The organism is Psychromicrobium silvestre (assembly GCF_013408295.1).
GTDB classification, from domain to species: domain Bacteria; phylum Actinomycetota; class Actinomycetes; order Actinomycetales; family Micrococcaceae; genus Renibacterium; species Renibacterium silvestre.
In genome coordinates this window covers 615,194-630,061 of sequence record NZ_JACBYQ010000001.1, presented here as the reverse complement: position 1 = coordinate 630,061, position 14,868 = coordinate 615,194, and the positions used below count along the sequence as shown (strand labels likewise).

Here is a 14,868-nt window from a genome sequence, read left to right as displayed (position 1 = left end):
GTGCCCTGCGGGGGACGAATCCGATCAGAGAAAGCAGAGGCCGAACAATTCGACGCATTAGCAGGAGAACGAACACTAGAACAACGGTGGTGAGCCTTTTGGCTGCCCTTGTCTGTGTGCTGTTCCTCGCTGCCTGTGGTCAAGCCTCGAGCTTGGGTTCGGCAACAAATGTGCCCACCAATGCCTCAGCGGATGTTGGTACTGCTGGGGTCAGCTCCTTGGAAACCGCAGAGTCAAGTGCCGAGGTACCGGTCTACTGGCTGGGTCACAGTAATGATAAGTCCGCGCTCTACCGGGAGTTCCTGCCACTTGAGGCCGGTGCCGATCCCATCCAGGCCGCACTGCAGTTAATGACCAGCGGTAAACCACTGGATCCGGACTACTCAACGCCCTGGTCCAAGGCATCCAAAATTGCGGCGTCGATCTCCGCCAATAACGTCATCACCGTGGATATCTCCGCAGATGCCTTCAATCAGCGGATCGACAACCCCACCGCGCAGCTGGCCGTACAAGAGCTGGTCTATACCGCCACCGGGGCGGCAGCGAATGCCGGGTTGATCAGCTCGAACCAGTCGGTCCAGGTATCCATTCTGGTGGATGGACACACCGACTTCATGGCTTTCGATCAAGTGAAATTGGATCGCACTCTAAGCCGAGATGCTTCGGTTCAGGCGCCTATTTGGATCATCTACCCGCAGCAGGGCACCACGGTGCAAAACGGTCCGATCGACGTTACCGGGGTGGGTCCGGTTGGGGCCACTACCGTCAAATGGACCGTGGTCAGAGTGGACCCTGCCGGAGGTAAGGCTGATTATCAAAGCGGCACTACTCCGGTGCTCACCGAGGATCCAAACCGGAGCTTTGCCTTTAGTATCAATCCCCCACCTGGCCAGTACGATCTGCTGGTTTACAGTGTTGATCCGAGACAGCCGAGCGTGCGGTTGAATATGGACAGCAAGTCCTTCACAGTGAAATAACCGCCAAAAATAACCAGCAGGAAGTGAGCTCCGCGGAAGCTGCTTTACCAGCGACCTAGCTTTACGCTGAGCAGGGCGACGGCGGCCGGCCCGGCGGTTGAGGAACGCAGCACGTGTGGGCCAAGCCTTAGCTGATGGCCCCCGGCCTCCTGGAATAGCCCGAGTTCCCGCTCGCTGATCCCGCCCTCCGGGCCCACGATCAGTAAAAGCTCCTCGGCCTGATCCAACCCAGCCAGTTCGGCGGTAGTGGTGGAAGCCTGTTCGTGCAGAACCACTAAAGCCGCAGTGCTTCCCAGTTTCGCTAGCTTAGAGCTGTCCACCGGGTCTAAGACTTCGGGAATCCAGGCTCGCCGGGCTTGCTTAGCAGCCGCCTGAACGGTTTTCTGCCATTTCGCCAGGGACTTTGGCAGCCGTTCGGCTTTCCACCTCACGATCGACCGGTCGGCTTGCCAAGGGATGATGGCGTCCACGCCAAGCTCAGTCGCGGTTTCAATCGCTAGCTCGTCTCGGCCGTCCTTAGCTAGAGCCTGGACAAGGACCAACCTCGGCTTAGGGGCGGCTTCCAGAACCCGCTGATCAATCCGCACCCGCAGCACTCCCTGAGTAGCAGAAAGCACTGTACAGCCCAGTCTCAGGCCTTTTCCATCGACTAGATCCACTAACTCACCGGCAGAAATCCGCTTAACCGTCGCCGCGTGATGTCCCTCGGTGCCGCCGAGCTCCAGCTCTTGGCTGGTTTCGGCAGCTTCGGGGACCTCGTCGGGGTCGATGAAAAAGATCGGATTCGTCACCTTGAGAGCTTAGCGCCTAGTAGCTTCTAGAGGTGCCCGAGCTTGTCCCGAAGCTTGGCAAACATACCGTTGGAAGCCGCCAGCTTTCCCTCCGTGTACTGCTCTCCGCGTAGCGCGGCGAGTTGCTTCAGCAGCTCCTCCTGAGCAGCGTCCACCTTGGTGGGGGTCTCCACTTTTAGTTCGATACGCAGATCGCCACGGCCCTGTCCCCGTAGATGGGTCACGCCTAGGCCTCTGAGGGTCACTGTTTCACCCGACTGGGTGCCCGGCTTTACACCGACTTGCTGGGCGCCGTCGAAAGTGTCGATGGTCAGCTCGGTGCCGAGCGCGGCAGCCGTCATTGGCACGTTCACACTGGCGTGCAGATCGTCGCGCTCGCGTGAGAACAGAGCGTCCCGGTTGACCCGGATCTCCACATAAAGATCACCCGCCGGTCCACCGGCCGGCCCGGCTTCCCCCTGCCTGCCGAGCTGGATCCGAGTGCCGGTATCGACGCCAGCCGGAACCTTGATGGTGATCGAACGGCGGGAGCGTACCCTGCCTTCCCCCATGCATTCGTTACAGGGGTCCGGGATCACGGTGCCGTGGCCCTGGCAGGTGGTGCAACTGGCGACGGTCATTACCTGCCCCAGAATGGAACGCACCGGACGCTGCACCTGGCCGCTGCCATGGCAAATCTCGCAAGTCTGTTCGGTGGTGCCCTCACGACAGCAGGAGCCCTTACAGGTGGGGCACACCACCGCGGTATCAACTTCGATCTTCTTGTTCACGCCGAAAACGGCATCGCGAAGCTCAACGCGCACTCCGATTAAGGCATCCTGACCGCGCTGGGTACGTGGAACAGGGCCTTGACCTTGGCCGCCCTGACCGCCGAAGAAGGTTTCAAAAATATCCTGGAACGCAAACCCTTGGCCGGAGAACCCTCCGCCGCCGAAGCCGTTATCGGTTCCATTCTCATTGCCCGTGGTGTCGTAAACCCGGCGTTTCTGAGGGTCGGAGAGCACCTCATAGGCGTGGGAGACATCTTTGAATTTCTCCTCGGCATCTTCACCCTCATAAACATCGGGGTGGTATTGACGGGCTAATTTCCGATAAGCCTTTTTGATCTCTTCACCGGTGGCATCGCGGGAAACCCCCAACACCTCGTAATGATTGCTCAATGTTGCTCGTTCTCTTTCTCTTGGAAACTGAAGATACCGGCTTAGCCGGCAAGAATGCGGGAGAGGTACCGGGCCACCGCGCGTACCGTGGCCATGGTGTTCGGGTAGTCCATTCTGATCGGGCCCAGCACACCGAGTTTGGCGTCTCCGGCACCGTAAACGGTGGCCACCACGGCGGCTTCGGAAAGCGAATCATAGGAATTCTCTCGACCGATGCTGACCGAGACTCCCCTGGCGTCCTGAGCCATCTCCGAAAGCAGCCGGAGCATCACCACTTGCTCCTCCAAAGCATCGAGCACAGGGCCAATGCTGAGCGGGAAATCCACATTGGATCGGGTGAGGTTCGCGGTTCCGGCCACCATAAAACGTTCCTCGCGGGCTGCTTGGGCTAACGCGGTCAAGCCATTGGCAAGAACTTGGGCGGCAGCACTGAGCTGCACCGGGGTGAGCGCCAATAGGGCGTCGAGCACGATGGGCAGTTGGTTGACCGAGATGCCGGAAAGCGTTGAGAGGAACTGCCCACGCAGCCCGGCGAGTTGTTCGGAGTCGAGTTGCTGTCCAAGGTCAAAGACGCTCTGCTCCACCTTTCCGCTGTCCAGGATCAGTACCACCAGTGCTTGGTGCGGTGCGAGTAGAACGAATTCGACATGCCGCACTATGGCGTTCGCGGAGGTTGGATATTGCACCACGGCAACCTGATTGGTGAGCTGCGCTAGTGTCCGTACCGTTCGTTCCAGCACATCATCCAGATCTGCCGAGCCACTCAGCACTGACTGAATGGCTCGCTTTTCGGCTACGGAGAGCGGCTTGACCTCGGTGATTCGGTCCACGAACATCCGATATCCCTTATCGGTGGGAATCCGACCGGAGGAAGTGTGTGGGGCGGTGATCAAGCCCTCTTCTTCCAGCGCCGCCATATCGTTGCGGATAGTGGCACTGGAAACACCCAGATGATGCCGATCAACCAGAGCCTTCGAGCCGACCGGTTCCCGGGAATTCACATAGTCCTCGACGATGGCGCGCAGGACCTCGAGCTTACGCAACTCGCTCATCCCTCACCTCTTCGCCTCAACGTACCAAACCGCAGTTGACCTAGCACTCACCTGCTTCAAGTGCTAAGTCTAATACTTTCGCGAGCCGTGATTCATTTGACAAGCGTGTCAGCCCCTAGCGAAGCGCCCGGTGGGTCAGACTTATCAGGTGACTTCATCTTCCTCCTTCGATTATGGTTCCTGGGGCCCGGCCCAAGAGCTAGCGCGCCCGAGTCGTACCGCATTGCCCCAGGTCGCCGCCGAGCGTGGTGCGGTTTTCGAAGATGTTCAATCCGGCTGGGTTGGCGCGGTGCTGCGCACCGAGAAGTCCGGGGGAATGCACATTATGGTGCTTGAGGATCGGCGCGGAAAGACCAAATCCTTCCAACTCGGTTTTGGTTTCCTGGTGGATGGCTCGCCGGTTGAAGTGGTGGCCCCGCAAAGGCAAGCCGTTAGTGCAACTGGCCGGACGGCGTCGGGCTCGGTCAAGGTAACCGGCGCCCGAGCGCGTGTGGCGCGAGCAAGCCGGATCTGGGTCGAAGGCAAGCACGACGCCGAACTGGTCGAGAAGGTTTGGGGTGACGACCTGCGACTGGAAGGCATCGTGGTTGAGCCACTGGGCGGAATCGACGACCTCCCCGGTGCTATTAGGGATTTTCAGCCCGGTCCGGAACGACGGCTGGGTGTTCTGGTTGACCACTTGGTGCCCAATTCCAAGGAATCGCGACTCGCCGAGCAGGCGATGGCCGTATCCGGAGCCACCGGGAATGTACTCATCGTGGGCCACCCCTACGTTGACGTCTGGCAAGTGATCAAGCCGAAGGTGTTGGGTATTGAGGCTTGGCCGGTGATTCCGCGCAATATTGAGTGGAAAGTCGGGATTTTGCAGTCCTTTGGTTGGCCACACGCCGAGCAGGCGGATATTGCTCAAGGCTGGAAGCGACTGCTATCTCGGGTGAACAGTTACGCCGATCTGGAACCCAGTCTGTTGGCACGGATCGAAGAAGTCATAGATTTCCTCACCGCTGACGTATCCTGAAGAGAAGATCACCGTAGACCAGCAAAACCAGATGATATTGAGCGAGGACAGGATAGTGAGTTTTCCCGGTGAAGACCGCTCACGGCATCCGGAGCGTCACACCCAGCAATTCCAAGCAGCATCCGCCCAAGCTCAGCCACTGACAGCAGCAGAAGACAAGCAGTTCGCTTTCTTAGCGCACTGCGGTGGCATCCTCGGTTGCATCCCGGCCTTGCTGATTTATTTGATTTTCAAGGATCGTGGACCTTTTACCGCACAGGAGTCGAAAGAGGCGCTCAACTTCACCCTGCCGCCGACGATTTTGGCTCTGGTGGCAAACGTCTTGGCGCTTGTAGTACCTGGTTTCGGCAGTATTTTCGCGATTCTAGCCGTGGTGATCTGGGTTTTCCTCACCGTCTATTCGGTCATTGCAGCGGTCCAGGTCAATAAGGGTAACCCATTCCGCTATCCGCTGAACCTACGCCTGATCCGCTAGCAATTCGCGAACCACACCATCCGCTAAGAGCCGTCCGGAGAGGGTGAGTACCAAGCGCCCCCGGAAAGCCGCGGCGGGATCGATGAGTTCCCGCGCGATCAGCGAAGCAACGCTCTTTTTCCCGCTGGCCGATAGCGATGCAATCTCCAAGCCCTCCGCTAAACGTGCACCGAGCATTACCCGTTCCACTTCACGGGTAGCTGGATCCAGGGTTTCCCTGCCTGCAGCCGGGGAAACCCCGCCCTGCAATCGCTGAGAGTAAGCCAGCGGATGCTTTACATTCCACCAACGCACTCCCCCAGCATGGGAGTGCGCACCGGGACCGATTCCCCACCAGTCGTCTCCACGCCAATAGGCGAGATTGTGCTGGCAGGCATCTTCCGGGGTGCGTGCCCAGTTGCTCACTTCGTACCAACTCAGGCCGCCTTCGGTAAGCAGTTCCTCGGCGAGTAAGTACTTTTCGGCATGGTCGTCGTCATCGATCATTGGCACCTGGCCGCGACGGATTTGAGCGGCAAGTTTGGTGCCCTCTTCGATAATGAGTGCATAAGCGGAGAGATGATCCGGCTGGTAGTTCAGGGCGGCCTCGACCGAGGTACGCCAGTCCGCCATCGACTCACCGGGAGTGCCATAGATCAGGTCGATACTGACCTTTAGCCCGGCTTCCCTAGCCCAGGCGACGGCTTGCGGAACTCGCTCCGGCTGGTGGGTGCGATCAAGTACCTTGAGCACGCTCGGTACTGCGGACTGCATGCCGAAAGAGACTCGGGTGAAGCCCGCCTGAGCTAATCTCTCCAGGCTTTGCGGGGTCACCGAATCCGGATTGGCTTCGGTGGTGACCTCGGCTCCCGACTCAATCCCCCAGCGTTCGACGGCGGTAGTCAGGATGGTTGCCAGGTCCTCAGCGGGCAGCAAAGTAGGGGTGCCACCGCCGAAGAACACCGTGCTGAGCTTCCGTTCCGGCAGTTTTTGCAGAACCTTGGCCGCGAAATCAATCTCCTGCACAGCCGTCCCGGCGTAGGCCGCCTGCGAGGCTCCGCCGCCCAGTTCAACGGCAGTGTAGGTATTGAAATCGCAATAGCCGCAGCGCACGGCGCAGAAAGGTATGTGTACATAAAGGCCAAACTTGCGGTGACCGACGTCGGTCAGCACCTGCGGAGGCAACAGCCCATCCGCGGGCGCAGGATCACCCAAAGGAAGGACGCTTGGCATTTACTTCCTGGCCTTGTCCTTGGACTCGTCGGTGGTTAGAGCAGCGATAAATGCCTCTTGGGGAACCTCTACCCGGCCAACCATCTTCATCCGCTTCTTGCCTTCCTTCTGCTTTTCCAGAAGCTTGCGCTTACGGGTGATGTCACCGCCGTAGCACTTGGCAAGAACGTCCTTACGGATGGCCCGGATACTCTCTCGAGCAATAATCCGTGCCCCGATGGCTGCCTGAATAGGCACCTCGAACTGCTGCCGTGGGATGAGCTCGCGGAGCTTGCCCGTCATCATCACACCATAGGCATAGGCCTTATCGCGGTGTGTGATGGCGCTGAAAGCATCCACCTGTTCGCCCTGGAGCAGAATGTCAACCTTGACTAGATCGGCGACCTGCTCGCCGTCGGCCTTCCAGTCCAGCGAGGCGTAACCGCGCGTCTTGGACTTCAGGAGGTCGAAGAAGTCGAACACGATCTCGGCCAACGGAATCCAGTAGCGCAGCTCTACCCGATCCTCGGAGAGGTAGTCCATGCCGCGCATCTGACCACGTCGCCCTTGGCAAAGTTCCATAATGGAACCAACAAACTCGTTCGGAGCCAGAATCGTGGCGGACACCATCGGTTCCCGGACCTCAGAGATTTTGCCCGTGGGGTACTCGCTGGGGTTGGTGACGTGCACGATTTTCTTGTCCTCGAGCGTTACCTGGTACTCCACATTGGGGGCGGTAGAGATGAGATCGAGGTTGTACTCGCGCTCCAGCCGCTCACGAGTGATTTCGAGGTGCAGCAATCCCAGGAAGCCAACGCGGAAGCCGAAACCGAGGGCCGCAGAGGTCTCGGGTTCATACACGAGCGCGGCGTCGTTTAACATCAGTTTTTCCAGCGCATCGCGGAGCACCGGATAATCTGTGCCATCCAAGGGGTATAGCCCCGAGAACACCATGGGCTTGGCGTCGGCGTAGCCGCTCAACGACTCCAAGGCGGGTTTGGCCAGATTGGTCACGGTATCGCCGACCTTGGACTGCCGGACGTCCTTCACTCCGGTGATCAAGTAACCGACCTCACCCACGCCCAAGCCCTTCGAGGGAGTTGGCTCAGGAGAGCTGACTCCTATTTCGAGGAGTTCATGGCTGGCCCGGGTGGACATCATCTGAATACGCTCACGCGGGCTAAGACTGCCGTCCACCACCCGAACATAGGTCACCACGCCGCGATAGGTGTCGTAGACCGAGTCGAAAATCATGGCCCGGGCGGGGGCGTTCGGATCGCCAACCGGGGCGGGCAGGTCGCGAACAATCTTATCCAGCAGAGCCTCTACTCCGGCACCGGTCTTCCCGGAGACCAGCAAAACATCTTCCGGATCGCCGCCAATCAGATTGGCTAGTTCGGCGGCATACTTCTCCGGCTGAGCGGCCGGCAGATCGATCTTGTTCAGCACCGGAATAATGGTGAGGTTGTTCTCCATCGCCAGGTACAGATTGGCCAGGGTCTGTGCCTCAATGCCCTGAGCGGCGTCAACCAGGAGGATGGCTCCTTCGCAGGCTGCCAGTGAGCGAGATACCTCGTAGGTGAAGTCAACGTGCCCGGGGGTATCGATCATGTTCAGGCAATAGCTCTCGCCGTCGAGTTCCCAGGGAAGTCGGACGGCTTGCGATTTGATCGTAATGCCGCGTTCGCGTTCGATGTCCATCCGGTCCAGGTACTGGGCCTTCATATCGCGCTGCTCGACGACGCCGGTCAGTTGCAGCATCCGGTCCGCGAGAGTGGATTTCCCGTGGTCGATATGGGCGATGATGCAGAAATTCCTGATGATCGCCGGATCGGTCGCGGCGGGCACCGGTGCGGTGCGGGCCATGGGTGACACAGAGCTTCCTTACTGTTGAGGCACTCCCTTCAATGGAGCAAATTCAATTCTCCCATAAGCTAGCCATGTGGGTGACTTTCCCGAGGACTATCAGGGCCGTGGCGTAGTCAGTTATGCGCCGAAACCGGATGGTGAACCGGATCCGGGTGAGATTGTCTGGACCTGGGTGCCGTACGAGGATGATCCCGCGCAAGGAAAAGACCGCCCGGTGCTCCTGATCGGCAGAGACCGAGAGTGGCTGCTAGGCCTCATGATGACGAGTAAGGACCATGTCCACGGCAGCGAAGTAGATGAACGCACGCATCGGGATTACGTTGACGTGGGAACCGGCGCTTGGGATGAACGACGGCGGCCCAGCGAGGTTAGGGTGGATAGAATCCTGCGGATTGCGAGCGAAAAGATTCGCCGCGAGGGCACAGTGCTGATAGCCGATCGTTTCGAGCAGGTAGCAGAAGCCTTGAGACAGCGACACGGCTGGCAGTGAAGCTGCGGCAAGGGAAGCGATACTCTGCTAAACTCTGATGCTGTGTGTCCGCGCAGGTCGGCGGGCACGACGGACCAGCCGGACGTTCACCATAATCGAGCATCCCCACGCCGCTGTCAATGGCTGGTTCAACGCCCTCTAGACCAATTCCGTTTTATACAGAGAGTTCATACGTGGCTAATATCAAGTCCCAGAAGAAGCGCATTCTCACCAACGAGAAGGCGCGTCAGCGCAATGTTGCTGTCCGATCCGAGCTGAAGACGGCCGTTCGCGCCGTCAACGAAGCGATTGAGTCGGGCGATAAGGAAAACGCTAGCGCGGCCCTGGCCACCGCTGGCCGCAAGCTCGACAAGGCAGCCAGCAAGGGCGTTATCCACGCCAATCAGGCTGCTAACCGCAAGTCTGCGATCTCCAAGAAGGTCAGCCGTCTAGGCTAATTGATCCTCAAGAATTGTTGGCTGGTCCCTTATGGGGGCTGGCCAACAGTCTTTTAAGCAATAGGGTCAGTTTGAAAACTGCTGCCTCATCGACCTGATAGTAATGTCCCCGTCCCCCGCTGGCAGCGCACCGCGATGCGGTTAAGGCCAATATCCGACGCTAAGCCTAGTGGCTTAGGTGGTGCGCTCGCGGAACCGTAGCCGGACGAAGCCGGACGAAGCTAGTTCGTCGCAAACCCATAAGCGGTGATGGATGTCAGCCCGGATTCTAGACGCTCAAAAACATATCGCTCGTGAGGAACCAGGGCAGCCGGCAGGTCGTCGAGGGGGAACCATCTAAGATCAGCGACCTTTTCTGGCTCCATCATCTGAGGCTCGCCCCGCCAAGCAGTACACACGAAAAAGAAGTCGACGCGCTCATCAATAGCATGACCATTTCCTTGAGTTCGGTGCATCACGGTCAACGGAACTAATTGCTCAGGGGTAATGAATACGCCGAGCTCTTCGTTGGCTTCGCGTATTGCCGTTTGAGCGGCAGATTCGTTCGCTTCGATATGGCCAGCGGCAGCGGTGGACCAGTATCCATCCATGTATCCGGTGCCATGACGCAACTGAAGCAATACTAGATCCCCGCGTCGAAAGACCACATAGCTGGCAGGGACTACTTGGAACCTATCAACCATCAGTATCTATCTCCTTAGAACGGCATTACGGTCTAGTTGTTCGCAGCCACGTCTGGATTCATTATTGTTGACTTTGCCGTCCGTAACGGCAACGTATGCGGGACGGTTACGGTTCGATACGCCGTCGTCTGTTTTCGTTTTTTGGTGGAAGACACTTCAGGGGCGAGTAGCAGCAGCTGGATGCCAGCCCCTGCACGATGGTCAACTTTGAAACTAGCTATTTGGTCCCTGTTTGTAGAATCAAACGATGGTGGCAACAGCAGATTCCGTTCGGGTCCAGGAATGGTGTTTCCGCATGTTTGGGCACGGTGTTCTCACTCCCTTGCGGCCCGAGGCTGGCGGTGAAATGTCTCAACAGTTCCAATATGACTCCGATGACCTCGGTACTGTTGCGGTCAAACTCCGGTTTGAATCCACGGAAAAGGTCCGCCGATGCCTTCAGCTTCAGCGCATCGCGGCAGATACTGATTTCCCGTGCGCTCAGCCTGTGACAGATGCTCACACCCTTGAATCGGGCTTCGTTGTAAGTGCAGAAACGTGGCGACCTGGCGGCGAAATGTACTCTGGCGGAGGAAATTCCTTCGCTATTCGATCCGCCAAACTTCTCGCAGAACTGCTAGAACTTCTTGAGAAGCAATCCCCCACCGGGCTTGGTTCACCCCCACCATGGATGCACTGGAATCCGGCAACCGGCGATCTGTGGCCCCAAAATCCCGCCATAGACGCCATGAATCAAAACCTCGTGCCTAGCCACCTACACACCGTAGCCCGCGCGGTCTCGAACCGGCTGTCGCGGACAGTGCTACCTCTAGTTGTCGGACACGGTGACTGGGAGAGTCAGAACCTACGCTGGAATGAAGATCTCCCATGGGCGGTCCATGATTGGGATAGCCTCGTCGCGCTACCGGAAGCGGCTATCGTCGGTGCCGCTTCCGGAGCCTTTGTCAGTACCACCATCCCGACGTTGGCACCGCTCGAAGACTCGCAGGAATTCATCGATGCTTATCAACAGGCGCGAGGCAGGTCATTTACCCAGGAGGAGCATGAAGTTGCCTGGGCCGCGAGCTTGTGGCCCGCATTGCACAATGCCCGCGGCGAAAGCCTCTTTCGCTCTCCACCGGTTGCCTTGGACGCGCTCACGCTGCAAACATCTGAACGATTGAGAAGAGCTGGTATCCGCTAGAGCTTCCGCCTAACAACTGGGAAAAGGTGCCTACTTCTTCATGATGTAGCTTCATGCATCGTCGATTCGTTGGCACAAAGACCAGCATCACCGACTGAGGTCGTCGTCCCCTAACGCGCAGAAACGGGGTGAGATCGAGTCCCCGGCATCTACCAACTCCCGTAGCTGGCGCGCCGCAAGGGCGGGGTCCTTGGACGCATCAGGCTGTCCCAGACCTGTGGCCAGCTTTCCTGGGTGAACGGCCCAAGCTCTAACCTGCCCCTAAAGGTCCTGAGCCATAGAGATCGTCAGCATGTTTTGCGCAGCCTTGGATATCTTGTAGGCGTAGCTGGTTGAGAGGTCAGAAAAGTCGCCCCTCGCCTGAGCAGAAACGGATCCGAGTCGCGAATTCACGTTGATAATGAGCGGATTCGATGCTGCCAACAGGTTCGGAAGTAGCGCCTGCACCAAGCGCAGCGGCCCTCCCACATTGACATCGACCGCGTTCATCAGCTCACTCGAAGAGATGGATCCTAGATCATGATGCTTTGCGCCTTGGACGGCATTATTGATGAGCAAGTCAACTGGACGCTTCCCAACGACCGAAGAGAGCTCCGTAATGTCTTCGGACCGAACATCGTGCACCACCACCTCAACGAAGTCGGATGACCTCCAAGACTTCGGGCTGAGTCGTGACCGGAAGACAGCAATGACGGCCCAACCTGCCTCCGAGAACTCCTCTACAAGAGCCTTGCCCAATCCTCTACTCGCGCCAGTTACCGCAGCCAGCCTCTTCACATCTATTAGGCTAGTCCTCCCCGTTGAATCGAGGCGAAGCGTTGTGCCGCATGACGAAAGATTGATCGATTCCCCTCAGCGGCTGACCCAACCTCTCCTCCGGGCAGTGCCCGGAGGAGCATCAGGTGCGGCGTCGGGTCTTGCTCGAGCGGCGGCGACTTAGCTGCAGCATTACGAGGCCGAGGAGAAGGGCGACGATTCCGGCCTCGACTATCGGTGCAGAAGAGATACCGGTGTTGGCGAGCACCGACTGAGGTTGGAGGTCGCTCGTGCTCTGAGCCGGAACACTCGTGCTCTGGGTCGGAACGCTCGTTTCCTGAGTCGGAACACTCGCGCTCTGAGCCGGAGCAGAGGGCGTCGGTGACGGCGAAACGTGAGGAGTATTCACGGTAACGGTGGCCGTTGAGGGTGGTGAGTCGACTGGGGTGCCGCTGTTCGGAGGAGTTCCTGTGGCCGTGGCGGTATTGGTGATCTTTCCATTGTCGATGTCGACTTGCGTCGTCTTATAGGTGGCAGTGCAGGTGAGGTTCTCACCAGGAGCCAGAGACGCGGCCTCAGCCGGACAAGTAACCGGTGAGAGGTTCGCCGGGGTTCCAGAAAACGCACCTTCGTTGACCTGGACGGGAGCCAACGTCACATTTCCGGTGTTAGTCACCAGAAATGAGTAGGTGATTGTTTGTCCAACTGCGGTAATGATGGTTGGACTCGCGGTCTTTGCGATGGTGAGCGCGGGCGTTGATACTCCGGGCACATCGGCGCTAGACGGTGGAGTAGTGACCGCGGGGCCGGTAGGAGGCGTTCCGGTAGCGGTAGCGGAGTTATCGACGGTTCCTCGGTCGACGTCGGCTTGCTCGACGACGTAGCTTGCCGTGCAGGTCACCGAGGCACCGGGAGCCAGTGATGTAGCGCCCGCAGGGCAACTGACAGCCGACATCGAGCCAATCCCGGTGAAGGTAGCTTCATTGACGGCAACCGGGGCGAGAGTGACATTACCGGTATTGGTTACCAGGAAGCTGTAATGCAAAGTTTCGCCAGCAACCAGACTCGTTTCAGCAACAGTCTTCTTGAAAGTAAGCGAAGCTGCCGGTAGTTCAGGCACGTCGGCTGTTGATTCGTTCGAATCAACAGGGTCACCGGCCGGGGTAACACCCTGCGCGGTGGCGGCATTGTGGATGGTTCCTCGGTCAACGTCAGCTTGCTCGACGACGTAGCTTGCCGTGCAGGTCACCGAGGCACCGGGAGCCAGTGACGTTGCGCCCGCGGGGCAACTGACAGCCGGCATCGCCCCGGTCCCAGTGAACGGCCCCTCAATGACAGATACCGGCGCCAGAACCGTATTGCCCGTATTGGTGACCAAGAAAGAATAGTGCAGCGTCTGACCGACTACCAGAGTTGATTCTGCGACAGATTTCTGGAGCGTAAGAGAGTTAAGAAGTGGAGTGTTGGTGAACCTGCAGGCAATGTTTGGAGTGCCTTTTCCCCGGGTGGTGGCAGGAAACTGGAGCGTGAAACTTTGCCCAGTGCCACTGGCAATGAGGGCATTTCCGTTAGCTGTGTCGACACAGGAGTAAGTGCTTGCGTAGTTGAGCAAATTTCCCGAGCTCGCGATCTCGGCGATGGTGTACGTCGAACCGGAGGTCGCGATCACCGGCCCAGCGACAGCAGGTTCCGGCTGCAAACCCGTGGTTGATCCTGTGGTGGTGGCAGTGTTTCCCTGGCTGATTCCGCCACCGGTGATAGACATAGTGAATTGATCACTTGGGGAATACCTACCGACTATATCCTTGCTAACGCTCAGCGTTGGATTGGTCGAACAGGCGGCTAGGTCCGTCTGCATCAACGCCTGGGCATTGTTAGCGGTGCTAGTGGGGGTTGGCCCGGAAACGACAGCACCCGTATTCGGATTGAACTTAGTAATTGCCGAAGAGCCTACGCCTCCGGATTCGGTATAAAGGTTTCCGGCATTATCGAAGGCGATTCCGACGTAAGAAGCTGTGGCTGGGAAGGTCGTTAGTACCGTATCCGTTAGTGGAGCCCCACTCGCAGACCCGGTCACAGGCAAGGGACCGCTGACCACTCCAATTGCCGAAATCGAACTATTCGAGGTCAACAGATACAGATTCCCGGTGGAGTCGAATGCTAAATCTCCATTGACACCCGCCGCGGAGGCTCCCGTCGGTAAAGCAAAAGTAGCGATGACGCCTGGGATTGCCTGGTTCGTGTTGGTATTGAAGCCGTAGAGCAATCCCCTGGCCGGAGTCGTGGCAGTTCCGGAAAGATAAGTGGCATAGTAGTAGATGCCGTTAGCCGGATCGACGGCACCTGTTTGATAAGTTGCGCCAACTGGTCCGCCAGTCCCGACATACTGGGTCCAGCTCTGCCCCACTGCGTCGTATCGGTACACAATGGTCTGCCCGGCAATCAGAGTTGACTGGTTAACACCGTAAAGCGCCGTCCCGCCCTGGGTAATCCCGATGGCGTTGACAAAACCACCGGTGGGAATTGTCGTGATCAAGGTATTGGTGACGGCGGCACTCCCGACTGCCGAAGTGGTGAGGCCGTAAATGGCGCCGTCACTCGCGGTAGTCCCCGTCGAGCCACGTTGCGCCGAGTAGATGGTGGTGCCATCGCACGATAGCGGCGTACCGACCGCCTGAGCTGGCGGGGCCGTGGACACAACAATCACAAGCAGTGAAGCTAATAAGGCCAGGACGGCCATAAGCCCAATTACCGAAGAGCGCGCGCTCCCGTTACGCGTCAAAAGA

The 14,868-nt window shown here is 58.4% G+C and carries 14 protein-coding genes; 6 read left to right on the top strand and 8 right to left on the bottom strand.

Going from position 1 to position 14,868, the window contains the following annotated elements:
* The first annotated feature begins 89 nt into the window (after positions 1 to 89).
* Entirely contained in the window at positions 90 to 977 is an 888-nt protein-coding gene (locus tag FHU41_RS02980; RefSeq protein ID WP_179388149.1) for a GerMN domain-containing protein, read from the top strand.
* A gap of 44 nt (positions 978 to 1,021) precedes the next feature.
* Here the strand turns inward: FHU41_RS02980 and FHU41_RS02975 are convergent, their stop codons facing one another.
* From FHU41_RS02975 to hrcA, 3 genes are read right to left on the bottom strand one after another with little or no spacing between them, the layout of a single operon-like run.
* Positions 1,022 to 1,768, bottom strand: coding sequence for a 16S rRNA (uracil(1498)-N(3))-methyltransferase (locus tag FHU41_RS02975; RefSeq protein ID WP_179388148.1), 747 nt, complete (start codon positions 1,766 to 1,768; stop codon positions 1,022 to 1,024).
* A 26-nt stretch (positions 1,769 to 1,794) separates the two neighbouring features.
* Positions 1,795 to 2,928, bottom strand: coding sequence for a molecular chaperone DnaJ (gene dnaJ / locus FHU41_RS02970; RefSeq protein ID WP_179388147.1), 1,134 nt, complete (start codon positions 2,926 to 2,928; stop codon positions 1,795 to 1,797).
* 41 nt (positions 2,929 to 2,969) lie between these two features.
* The gene (hrcA, locus tag FHU41_RS02965) at positions 2,970 to 3,980 is read right to left on the bottom strand and encodes a heat-inducible transcriptional repressor HrcA (protein ID WP_179388146.1); all 1,011 of its coding nucleotides are present in this window, start codon (positions 3,978 to 3,980) and stop codon (positions 2,970 to 2,972) included.
* A 148-nt stretch (positions 3,981 to 4,128) separates the two neighbouring features.
* Here hrcA and FHU41_RS02960 point away from each other — a divergent pair, with 148 nt between their 5' ends.
* Both FHU41_RS02960 and FHU41_RS02955 read left to right on the top strand, forming a co-directional pair.
* Positions 4,129 to 4,998, top strand: a complete 870-nt coding sequence (locus FHU41_RS02960) for a DUF3097 family protein (protein ID WP_179388145.1) — start codon at positions 4,129 to 4,131, stop codon at positions 4,996 to 4,998.
* A gap of 55 nt (positions 4,999 to 5,053) precedes the next feature.
* On the top strand, positions 5,054 to 5,473 hold the full coding sequence (locus FHU41_RS02955; protein ID WP_343046231.1) for a DUF4870 domain-containing protein: 420 nt from the start codon (positions 5,054 to 5,056) through the stop codon (positions 5,471 to 5,473).
* Here FHU41_RS02955 and hemW read toward each other — a convergent pair.
* Together hemW and lepA are read right to left on the bottom strand one after the other, a co-directional pair.
* Positions 5,456 to 6,685, bottom strand: a complete 1,230-nt coding sequence (gene hemW / locus FHU41_RS02950; RefSeq protein WP_179388143.1) for a radical SAM family heme chaperone HemW — start codon at positions 6,683 to 6,685, stop codon at positions 5,456 to 5,458. The two genes, FHU41_RS02955 and hemW, sit on opposite strands and share 18 nt — an antisense overlap.
* Complete coding sequence (lepA, locus tag FHU41_RS02945; protein WP_179388142.1) at positions 6,686 to 8,539, bottom strand: translation elongation factor 4; 1,854 nt, start codon at positions 8,537 to 8,539, stop codon at positions 6,686 to 6,688.
* Between the two features lie 67 nt (positions 8,540 to 8,606).
* On the opposite strand from lepA, the gene FHU41_RS02940 reads away from it, so the two are divergent.
* Both FHU41_RS02940 and rpsT read left to right on the top strand, forming a co-directional pair.
* Positions 8,607 to 9,023 (top strand): type II toxin-antitoxin system PemK/MazF family toxin, encoded by a 417-nt coding sequence (locus FHU41_RS02940; RefSeq protein WP_179388141.1) that lies wholly within the window; start codon positions 8,607 to 8,609, stop codon positions 9,021 to 9,023.
* A gap of 173 nt (positions 9,024 to 9,196) precedes the next feature.
* On the top strand, positions 9,197 to 9,460 hold the full coding sequence (gene rpsT, locus FHU41_RS02935; protein ID WP_179388140.1) for a 30S ribosomal protein S20: 264 nt from the start codon (positions 9,197 to 9,199) through the stop codon (positions 9,458 to 9,460).
* A gap of 221 nt (positions 9,461 to 9,681) precedes the next feature.
* Here the strand turns inward: rpsT and FHU41_RS02930 are convergent, their stop codons facing one another.
* Positions 9,682 to 10,143 carry an NUDIX hydrolase gene (locus tag FHU41_RS02930; RefSeq protein WP_179388139.1) on the bottom strand — a complete coding sequence of 154 codons (462 nt, stop codon included), beginning with the start codon at positions 10,141 to 10,143 and terminating at the stop codon, positions 9,682 to 9,684.
* Positions 10,144 to 10,390: 247 nt separating this feature from the next.
* Here FHU41_RS02930 and FHU41_RS02925 point away from each other — a divergent pair, with 247 nt between their 5' ends.
* Positions 10,391 to 11,326, top strand: a complete 936-nt coding sequence (locus FHU41_RS02925; protein ID WP_179388138.1) for a phosphotransferase — start codon at positions 10,391 to 10,393, stop codon at positions 11,324 to 11,326.
* Between the two features lie 261 nt (positions 11,327 to 11,587).
* Here FHU41_RS02925 and FHU41_RS02920 read toward each other — a convergent pair whose 3' ends face one another.
* Positions 11,588 to 12,103: an SDR family NAD(P)-dependent oxidoreductase gene (locus tag FHU41_RS02920; protein WP_179388137.1), complete on the bottom strand. Its 516-nt coding sequence runs from the start codon at positions 12,101 to 12,103 to the stop codon at positions 11,588 to 11,590.
* Positions 12,104 to 12,224: 121 nt separating this feature from the next.
* Positions 12,225 to 14,789: a DUF7507 domain-containing protein gene (locus FHU41_RS15365; protein WP_179388136.1), complete on the bottom strand. Its 2,565-nt coding sequence runs from the start codon at positions 14,787 to 14,789 to the stop codon at positions 12,225 to 12,227.
* Positions 14,790 to 14,868: the final 79 nt, after the last annotated feature.